This is a genomic window from Marinobacter sp. 1-3A (genome assembly GCF_016597775.1).
GTDB lineage: Bacteria > Pseudomonadota > Gammaproteobacteria > Pseudomonadales > Oleiphilaceae > Marinobacter > Marinobacter xiaoshiensis.
In genome coordinates this window covers 700,132-708,657 of the sequence record NZ_VCGZ01000001.1, presented here as the reverse complement: position 1 = coordinate 708,657, position 8,526 = coordinate 700,132, and the positions used below count along the sequence as shown (strand labels likewise).

Here is an 8,526-nt window from a genome sequence, read left to right as displayed (position 1 = left end):
ATGGACCATGCCGATCCGTGATTGGAAGCCGGCCTTGAATCGCTTTATTATCGAATTCGGTGACCGCCTGGACGGCCACCTGTAATGGGGTGGGCAGTTACACAGATTTATTTACAGGCTCATATCGGCAGGTACATGGCAATAATCAAACCACCCACCAGCACACCCAACACAGCCATAATCATCGGCTCCATCAGTGCTGTCAGGTTGTCCACCATATCGTCAACCACGGCCTCGTAATGAACGGCAACTTTCTCAAGCATCTCATCCAGGTTACCCGACTCCTCACCAATTGCGGTGAGCTGGACAGCCATAACCGGGAAAACATCCTGTTGGCGCATGGATGCCTGCAATTGAGTACCACTGGAAACATCAGCTTTAATGCGCTGAATCGCATCCCGGTAAATCGCATTGCCCGTGGCGCCTGCCACCGAATCCAGTGCATCCACAAGCGGCACGCCCGCCGCAAATGTGGTAGACAAAACCCGGCCGAATTTGGCTACTGCTGATTTATCAAGAATCTCGCCAACCACCGGCAGCTTTAGAACGTACTTGTCTACGATATCTGAGAATTTCTGCGACCGGGTCTTGGCTTCCTTGAATAGAAATATAGTGCCCACTATTCCCAAAAGCACCACAAACCACCAAGACTGCATCCATTCCGATAACCTCACTACCATCTGCGTAAATACTGGAAGTTCGGCTCCGAAACCCTGGAACAGGCTTTCAAATTGAGGAACGACCTTCACCAGAAGAATGGCGGTAACAACAATCGCTACCACAACAACCGCGATAGGGTATGTCATCGCCTTTTTAACTTTTTTCTTCAAAAGCTCTGTTTTTTCAAGATAGAGAGCAATGCGATCCAGCATCTGTTCCAGTGCACCGGCTTTTTCGCCCGAGTCCACTAAGTTGCAGTATAGATTATCGAAGTGCTTGGGATGCTTGCGAAGGGAGGCGGCGAAACTGGTGCCGGAAGAAATGTCATTCCGAATAGACATTACCAGTTCCTGCAGGCCCTTGTTCTCAAGTCCATCAGCAACTATATCGAAGCTTTGCACCAAGGGTACACCTGCCTTCATCATCGTTGCGAGTTGACGAGTAAGCATAGCGATATCGAAGGGTGTGATTTTCTTGCTGCCACCAAACAAAGGCTTTGGCTTCTTCTTTACTTTATCTGGAATGATGCCCTGTTTACGGAGTTGGGCTTTAACCAAAGCCAAGCTGGAACCGGCAAGCTCACCCTTGGATTTGTTGCCCTTCCGATCTTTGCCTTCCCAAACATACGATTCCAGTTTTTGCGATTTCTCTGACATGCTTAATCCTTCGTCACGCGGTTGGCTTCCTCAAGGCTCGTTACGCCCTCGATCACTTTTCTAAGTGCGGACTGGCGTAAGTTCCGGAAGCCCTCAGCCTCTGCCTGCTTTGCAATTTTAATGGAGCTGGCCTCTTCCATAATCATGCTGGCCAACTTCTCTGTAACCTTAACCACCTCATAAATACCGACGCGGCCTTTATATCCATTAGTGCATTTATCACAGCCCTTTGGGTGGTACAACGTGAAGCCTGTATCAATTTGTTCCTCTGTGAACCCTTCGGTCAAAAGCAGGTCTTTAGGTACTTCTCCTGGCTGTTTGCAGGCACTGCATAGTCGTCTGCCGAGGCGCTGGGCAATTATCAGGCTGACCGACGTTGCAATGTTAAAAGCGGGTACGCCCATGTTCATCATACGGGTGAGGGTTTCTGCTGCACTGTTGGTGTGCAGAGTTGAAAGGACCAAGTGCCCGGTTTGCGCGGCTTTGATCGCAATATTGGCGGTCTCAAGATCTCGGATCTCTCCCACCATGATTACATCCGGGTCCTGCCGCAGGAATGCACGCAGTGCCTCAGCGAAGCCCAGGCCGACACGGGTGTTTACGTTTACTTGGTTGATCCCTTCCAAGTTTATTTCGGCGGGATCCTCAGCCGTGGAAATGTTGATATCGGGCGTGTTGAGGATGTTCAAGCCGGTGTAAAGCGATACAGTTTTGCCGGAGCCTGTTGGCCCTGTGACCAATATCATCCCTTGTGGTTGCGATAGTGCATCCATAAACAGTTGCTTCTGGTCGTCCTCGTAACCAAGAACATCAATGCCTAGCTTCGCCTGGCTGGGGTCCAGAATCCGCAACACGATTTTTTCGCCCCAAAGCGTCGGCAGGGTGTTTACTCGAAAATCGATCGCTTTGGTTTTGGACAGCTTCATCTTGATGCGGCCATCTTGGGGAACGCGACGCTCTGAGATGTCCAGTTGCGCCATGATCTTTACACGAGCCGAAATTTTTGGTGCCAACTTAATAGATGGGCGAGACACCTCTTTCAAAATGCCGTCTGTTCTATAGCGCACGCGGTAGGTTTTTTCGTAAGGCTCAAAGTGAACATCGGATGCGCCTCCACGGATGGCATCCAGCAGCATCTTGTTCACATACTTAACGATGGGGGCGTCATCCACATCGCTGGCAGATACAGCCCCGTCATCTTCCTGTTCGCCACCTTCTGTTTCTACGCCCTCAAGGTCTGCATCGTCCAGATCCCCCATCGACGTATCCTGGGAGTCCAGATACTTATCGATAGCATCGCGTAGCTTTGCGTCATCCACCAGGATCGCATCGGTGCTCAGGCCAGTATTGAACTTTATTTCGTCCAGTGCCTGGATGTTGGTGGGGTCAGATACCGCTATAAAGAGGCGATTACCTCGTTTATAAAGGGGGAGTGCGTTGTGTTTTCGTACCAACTTCTCGTCAACCACCCCTTCTGGCATCATTTCGGGAAGAAAGGATGAAAGATCCAGAACCGAAACGCCGAACTCCATGGCGGCGGAGAATGCGAGTTTGGCGCTATCCGCCAATTTATTCTGGGTGAGGTAGGTGATTAGTGGGATGCGGTTTTGGGAAGCCTGTACAAAGGCGTCCTTGGCTGTCGATTCTTCTAGAAGTCCGTCATCCACAAAACGTCGCGCTAGGCCAGTTAGGGTGATCTTGCTCTTATTGGTGGTCATAAATGGACTAAAATGGGCTGCCTGATTGGTTGAATATGAGAACGCATCATTGAGGGGAGTTTAGATTGCTGGTGTGGATTTGGAAAGGTGTACGGTGATTTATGCGAGAGCCGTTAATAAGGCTGCTTTTGTTTAGTGATGCCGTGTAGGTGACAAAGTTTGTCATTGAGTGACGGTTGTTGGCTATGGGTGAGGGGTGGGCATGTGTCGACTTTTGCGCTGTGAAGCGCTTTGCTGTTTGATTGGTAAGGTTTTGTGTTTTGAATTGGTGTTCTGGCATGATAGATGCAAGAGACAGCGTAGGCTCATTGAAACCGGTTGCGGTTCAAGGCTCCACCGGCCCCGAGCCATTTTGAGTTAATTAATGATAACCTTAGAGGTCGAATTATGAAAAGCATGCAAATCAATGACGCACAGAAGGGTTTTACTCTGATCGAGCTGATGATCGTTGTGGCGATCATCGGTATTTTGGCTGCGATTGCTATTCCCCAATACCAAGATTACACGCGCAGTGCGAATGCCACATCTGCTTACTCAGACAGCACCACATATAGAACGGCTATAGCACTTTGTGCCCAAGTAAATGGCGGTTCGCTGACCCCTTGCGATGCTGGGGCTGAAGGAGTTCCGGCAGTGGCTGGTGCGGTCACTGCCGTAGTAGACGGAGTTATTACCATCAACCTTGGTGATATCGATGGTGATGGCACTAACGATGTAGTTACCGCTACTCCGAACACAACCAACGCAACTCAGATAGCATGGGACATCGCCACCTCTTCTGGCACGAACGCATGCACGGCTGGGTGGTTAGACTGCTAATCGTAACCACCATGGTCAGGTATAGCCTGACCTGATTCTCAAAGGCCCGGCGGTTTCGACCTCCGGGCCTTTTTCATTTCTGGTGCATCTATTTGATAGTATGATAAAATTGTGCCTGCATTCCATTGAGATGGCTTGAGTCCAGTGCATTTCAAAAGAATGAACAGAAGGTCATGGACAGGCACAACTTAGCCTGACCTTGGACAAAGATCATGGACAGGCAAACTGATCATGGACAGGCACTAGCCTGACCCGATCCCCAAAGGCTCGGCGGTTTCGACCCCGGGCCTTTGTCGTTTCTGGCTTTGGATTTGCTGCGTCTAATTCGGGGTTATGGCAAAACAGCGGCGGCATTCCACCGTGAATTCTGGAAATCTGCCGATTTCAGGCGAGCGACATTCTCGGCGGGCGCGCCGATATACTGATTTGAGAAAGAAGGGGAGGGGCCTAAGCCGCTTGTCGCCGCCGTCTAGGATTTCGGTAATCCTGATAACTGTCCTCAAACGCCGTGGCCCGGTGGCACCACCGTTCCGGGTCCAGGTTCAGCCGTTCCAGAATCGGCAGAGCCTTTTCATCAATAGCGCCCCTTTTGTCACTCCGGCTCATCCGCCCGGTACAATCCACCAGTTTCAGGTAATCTTCAAAGCTGAATAGAATGTCTTGCTGAAAGCCGTTTCGAATCACGCCTTCAAAACCCAGCAGTGGTTTTAACGGTACGGAGAAGTCATTCAGTGCCTGCTGCTCTGTTTGCCGTGCAATGGCTTCTGCCAGATTAAAGGTGGGATGAATGCGTTCCTTGATGCTGGTGTGTTCAGAGGTTTCTGGTGTCTCTGCCATGGCGGCCCGGATGGGGTTCAGGTCTACATAGGCCATGCAGGAAAGGAGGGCTTCCTCGGTGTCCAAGGCTTGGGATTTAAAGCGGCTTTCCCAGAAATGGCCGGTGCACTCATCTTCCTGGTTGGCCTGCCTCGCAATTGGTTCATTCAGGCACTTCATAAACCAGCTCAAATTCGCCAACCGCTGCCGGAACGTTTCTGCGTACTCCTCAACTCGCCTGCGTTCTGCCGCACACAGCTCGTCACCCCGATGATAACGCTGCACCAGTGGTGGCCCTTTATAAAGGCTGCACCAGCGCGCCAGCACTTCATCCATGCTCCAGGGTTCCACCTCATCCGGGCTAAGCTTCACCACCAGGTGGTAATGGTTCGACATCACCGCATAAGCGGCGACATCTACCGCAAATACAGATGCCAGAAGCCGGATTCGCTCTTCAATCCATCCTCGCCGGTGTTCATAACAGCGCCCGGTGGCGCGGTCTTGTCCGCACAGGAAGGTGCGGCGCACACAGCGAGAGATCACGTGGTAGAAGGGGGTATCTGAAACGCTGACCAGTTCTGCTCTGGCTTTGGGCATGGTGAAGTCCTTGTCTTCCGTGACTGTTGACATGCTCATATCATGCATCAATAATTTAAGCCTGTATAGATGTACAGTTCTTGGCCTTTTAGTGTGTTCCTCTTATTTCTGGCATTTCGCAAACTCTATTTTTGTATGTACAATAAATTCAGATGAATATTGAATTCGATCCAAGGAAGGACGAGAAAAACACTGAAAAGCACGGTGTTTCGTTAGCTGATGCCGCCAAGCTCGAATGGGATTGGGTGTGGGCTCTAGAGGATTCTCGTAATGAGTATGGTGAGCGTCGAATGATTGGATATGGCCCTATAGCCGATCGTGTCTACTGTGTTGTTTACACAGAACGAAAAGGTATCCGCCGCATAATCAGTTTTCGAAAGGCAAATCGTCGGGAGGTGAGGCTTTATGCAGACAAAATCTAAATCTGGTAGGTCGTTTTCGCTGCCCTCGAGTGATGAAGAGCCTGGCATTAACGAGGGGATTTCACAAGACGCAGATACACGCGAGCTCACGGACGAAGAGTTCCGCCGTTTGCGTCCGGTAGGTCGGCCAAAGGCAGAGGTTACCAAGGAGCGGATAACGATCAGGCTTTCACCGGAGGTCGTTGAGCAGTTTCGTGCCACAGGCAGTGGCTGGCAAACCCGAATGGACAAGGCGCTTCAGGAGTATCTGAGAACCCACAGTCAGTCGGATATTGAGAGGTTGGGGTAGTGACCGATTGATTGGCTGTCATGGACAGACATAAAAACGGTTATGGACAAACGGTTATGGACAGGCACAAGTTCGCCCAAGTTCGCCCCTCCTGGATGAAGGGGCCATTGTTGCGATGATCATGCGATGATCATGGACAGGCACAGCATAGCCTGACCTGATTGCCCAAAGGCCCGACTGCGGATGATCATGGATGCGGATGATCATGGACAGGCACACCTTAGCCTGATGCAGGCGAGGAGGGCTTCTTCGGTATCCAAAGCTTGGGACTTGAATCGGCTTTCCCAGAAATGCCCCGTACACTCATCTTCCCGGTTAGCTTGTCTCGCAATCGGCTCATTCAGGCACTTCATAAACCAGCTCAAATCTGCCAGCCGTTGCCGGAAGGTTTCCGCGTACCCCTCAACTCGTCTAACTTCTGCCGCGCACAGTTCGTCGCCCCGGTGATATCGCTGTACCAGTGTTGGCCCTTTATAAAGACTGCACCAGCGTGCCAGCACCTCATCCATACTCCAGGGTTCCACCTCATTTGGGCTGAGTTTCACCACGGCTCGTTCACCATGGACAGGCACAGCATAGCCCTCTGGGCTTCAGGCGCTTTCTGCGGCCAGGTAAGTCGCGCTGGCGGCAGGTTGTCGGGGTAATCCAGGCTTGGGTCTAGCTCAAATAGAATCATGGACAGGCACTGCTTAGCCTGTTGGCGTTAGCAGCTACATCACCCTTCCAGATCTTGTGAAATGAGTAAAAAAGGGATAATTTGTACTCATGGATGAATTTGAATTCGACGAAGCCAAAAGCCAGGTCAATCTGAATAAGCGTGGTATCGATTTCGTTGCTGCCCAAGTGTTGTGGAAAAACCCGCAGCTGCTGGAGATCCGCGTGAAATCCGAGGGTGAGCAGAGGTTTTTGCTGATAGGAAAGATTGGTGAAAAGCACTGGTCGGCTGTCGTCACATACAGGGATGCTCGTATTCGTCTGATTTCAGTCAGGCGTTCCCGCAAAAAGGAGATCGAGCTCTATGAAAGCTGAAGACTTCGACAAGAAATTTGAGGAAGGCCAGGAAGATATTGTTGATGACTTGGATCTGTCCTCTGCTCGCCGCGTTAATCAGGAACAAAAGCGAATCAACGTTGATTTCCCAGCTTGGGTTGTGGAGTCGTTGGATCGCGAGGCTGCGCGCATTGGCGTTACGCGCCAATCAATCATCAAGGTATGGCTGGTGGAGCGTCTTCAGGCAGAATCTGCTAACAAGTCAGGCCAGCGGACGCGCTAAAGCGAAGGACAGGCGAAGGACAGGTGGACAGGCACAGCTTAGCCTGGTGGGCACAGCTTAGCCTGGTGGACAGGCACAGCTTAGCCTTGGGCACAGCTTAGCCTGACGTGATCCCCAAAGGCCCGTTGGTTTCGACCTCCGGGCCTTTGTTGTTACTGGTGCGTCTGTTCGGCGTTATGGCAAAACAGCGCCGGCATTCCACCGAGATTTCTGGGCATCCGTGGATTTCAGACGAATGAAGGCCTCGGCAGGACCGCCGATAAGTTGATAAGAAAAAGAAGGGGAGCGGGAGCTAGGCCGCTCGTCGCCGTCCAGGATTTCTGTAATTCTGGTAGCTGTCTTCAAAAGCGGTTGCCCGATGACACCACCGCTCCGGGTCCAGATTCAGCCGCTCCAGAATTGGCAGTGCCTTGCCATCAATAGCGCCGCGTTTGTCACTTCGGCTAATTCGCCCGGTGCAATCCACTAGCTCCAGGTAATCTTCAAAGCTGAACAGAATGCCTTGCTGAAAGCCGTTCCGAATCACGCCTTCAAAACCCAGTAGCGGTTTTAAAGGCACCGAAAAATCATTCAGTGCCTGCTGTTCCGTTTGCCGTGCAATTGCTTCTGCCAGGTTAAAGGTGGGATGAATGCGTTCTTTAATGCTGGTGTGCTCGGAGGTCTCCGGTGTCTCGGCCATGGCAGCCCTTATGGGGTTCAGGTCGACATAGGCCATGCAGGCGAGGAGGGCTTCTTCGGTATCCAGGGCTTGGGACTTGAACCGGCTTTCCCAAAAGTGGCCGGTACATTCATCTTCTTTATTGGCCTGCCTGGCAATGGGCTCATTCAGGCACTTCATAAACCAGCTCAAGTCGGCCAACCGTTGCCGGAAGGTTTCCGCGTACTCCTCAACTCGCCGAAGTTCTGCAGCGCACAGTTCGTCGCCCCGATGATACCGCTGTATCAGTGATGGCCCTTTATAAAGGCTGCACCAGCGCGCCAGCACCTCATCCATGCTCCACGGTTCCGCCTCATTCGGGCTGAGTTTTACAACTAGGTGGTAGTGGTTCGACATCACCGCGTAAGCTGCCACGTCCACGGTAAACACAGATGCCAGCAGCCGGATTCGTTCTTCAATCCAGCCTCGCCGGTGTTCGTAACACTGGCCTGTAACTCGGTCTTTCCCGCATAAAAAGGTGCGGCGTACGCAGCGTGAGATCACGTGGTAGAAGGGGGTGTCTGACACGCAGACGAGCTCTGTTCTAGCTTTGGGCATGGTGAAATCCTTTTCGTTCTT

At 51.7% G+C, this 8,526-nt stretch carries 11 protein-coding genes; 5 read left to right on the top strand and 6 right to left on the bottom strand.

Annotation, left to right across the window (positions count from 1 at the left end; genetic code table 11):
• Positions 1-119: 119 nt before the first annotated feature.
• Both FE848_RS03230 and pilB read right to left on the bottom strand, forming a co-directional pair.
• A complete protein-coding gene (locus tag FE848_RS03230) occupies positions 120-1,316 on the bottom strand; it encodes a type II secretion system F family protein (protein WP_200201274.1) in 1,197 nt (398 codons plus the stop codon).
• Positions 1,317-1,318: 2 nt separating this feature from the next.
• Positions 1,319-3,034 (bottom strand): type IV-A pilus assembly ATPase PilB, encoded by a 1,716-nt coding sequence (pilB, locus tag FE848_RS03225; RefSeq protein ID WP_200201273.1) that lies wholly within the window; start codon positions 3,032-3,034, stop codon positions 1,319-1,321.
• A 396-nt stretch (positions 3,035-3,430) separates the two neighbouring features.
• Between pilB and FE848_RS18950 the strand changes: the two genes are divergently transcribed.
• A complete protein-coding gene (locus FE848_RS18950) occupies positions 3,431-3,853 on the top strand; it encodes a pilin (protein ID WP_200201319.1) in 423 nt (140 codons plus the stop codon).
• 447 nt (positions 3,854-4,300) lie between these two features.
• Here the strand turns inward: FE848_RS18950 and FE848_RS03215 are convergent, their stop codons facing one another.
• Positions 4,301-5,299, bottom strand: coding sequence for a transposase (locus FE848_RS03215; RefSeq protein WP_227715092.1), 999 nt, complete (start codon positions 5,297-5,299; stop codon positions 4,301-4,303).
• A 119-nt stretch (positions 5,300-5,418) separates the two neighbouring features.
• Between FE848_RS03215 and FE848_RS19010 the strand changes: the two genes are divergently transcribed.
• Both FE848_RS19010 and FE848_RS03205 read left to right on the top strand, forming a co-directional pair.
• Positions 5,419-5,688: a BrnT family toxin gene (locus FE848_RS19010; RefSeq protein ID WP_200201272.1), complete on the top strand. Its 270-nt coding sequence runs from the start codon at positions 5,419-5,421 to the stop codon at positions 5,686-5,688.
• Positions 5,672-5,977: a BrnA antitoxin family protein gene (locus tag FE848_RS03205; protein WP_200201271.1), complete on the top strand. Its 306-nt coding sequence runs from the start codon at positions 5,672-5,674 to the stop codon at positions 5,975-5,977. The genes FE848_RS19010 and FE848_RS03205 overlap by 17 nt, the downstream gene beginning before the upstream one ends.
• Positions 5,978-6,180: 203 nt before the next feature.
• Here FE848_RS03205 and FE848_RS03200 read toward each other — a convergent pair whose 3' ends face one another.
• Together FE848_RS03200 and FE848_RS18855 are read right to left on the bottom strand one after the other, a co-directional pair.
• Positions 6,181-6,522 (bottom strand): hypothetical protein, encoded by a 342-nt coding sequence (locus FE848_RS03200; protein WP_227715091.1) that lies wholly within the window; start codon positions 6,520-6,522, stop codon positions 6,181-6,183.
• Positions 6,519-6,653, bottom strand: a complete 135-nt coding sequence (locus FE848_RS18855) for a hypothetical protein (RefSeq protein WP_265091868.1) — start codon at positions 6,651-6,653, stop codon at positions 6,519-6,521. Before FE848_RS18855 ends, FE848_RS03200 begins: the two co-directional genes overlap by 4 nt.
• Before the next feature lie 89 nt (positions 6,654-6,742).
• Between FE848_RS18855 and FE848_RS03195 the strand changes: the two genes are divergently transcribed.
• Positions 6,743-7,006 (top strand): BrnT family toxin, encoded by a 264-nt coding sequence (locus FE848_RS03195; RefSeq protein WP_200201270.1) that lies wholly within the window; start codon positions 6,743-6,745, stop codon positions 7,004-7,006.
• A complete protein-coding gene (gene brnA / locus FE848_RS03190; protein ID WP_200201269.1) occupies positions 6,996-7,250 on the top strand; it encodes a type II toxin-antitoxin system BrnA family antitoxin in 255 nt (84 codons plus the stop codon). The genes FE848_RS03195 and brnA overlap by 11 nt, the downstream gene beginning before the upstream one ends.
• 292 nt (positions 7,251-7,542) lie before the next feature.
• Here brnA and FE848_RS03185 read toward each other — a convergent pair whose 3' ends face one another.
• Positions 7,543-8,505: a transposase gene (locus FE848_RS03185; protein ID WP_200201268.1), complete on the bottom strand. Its 963-nt coding sequence runs from the start codon at positions 8,503-8,505 to the stop codon at positions 7,543-7,545.
• Between the last annotated feature and the right edge of the window lie 21 nt (positions 8,506-8,526).